The sequence below is a fragment of the Xanthobacter autotrophicus genome (genome assembly GCF_029991245.1).
In the GTDB taxonomy this organism is placed as follows: domain Bacteria; phylum Pseudomonadota; class Alphaproteobacteria; order Rhizobiales; family Xanthobacteraceae; genus Xanthobacter; species Xanthobacter autotrophicus_C.
The window spans coordinates 1-403 of sequence record NZ_JAIVFO010000434.1 but is presented as its reverse complement, the minus strand read 5'-3'; the positions used below and the strand labels follow the sequence as shown (position 1 = coordinate 403).

Here is a 403-nt window from a genome sequence, read left to right as displayed (position 1 = left end):
GGTCGGGGAAGAGCATCTGCACCTCGTACACACCGTCCTCGAGCTCGCTGCGCAGCTCGTAGCCGGCGCCGCGGCGGAACACCTTCATCATCCCGCTGTTGCTCATCAGCACGTCGGCGGTGAGGCCGCGGACGTCGTGGGAGCGGGCGTACTCGACGGTGCGCGCGTGCAGCGCCGACGCCAGGCCGGTGCCCTGCCACCCCGGCTCCACCATGTAGGCGACCTCCCCCAGTCGCTCGCGGGGGTCGAGGTAGTAGCTGCTGGTCGCCACCACCCGCTCGGACTCGGGCGGGCCGACGACGGCCGCGAAGGCCATCTCGTCGTGGTAGTCGACGTTGCACAGGTGGTCGGCCGCGCGATCGGTCAGCGACCTGAGCTTCTGGAAGAAGCGCGTCTGCACGTC

1 protein-coding gene is annotated in these 403 nt (G+C 70.2%); it reads right to left on the bottom strand.

Features of this window, described 5'->3' with window-relative positions:
- Positions 1–403: GNAT family N-acetyltransferase (locus tag K9U41_RS23565; RefSeq protein WP_282643243.1), on the bottom strand; the 403-nt coding region annotated here is incomplete at both ends.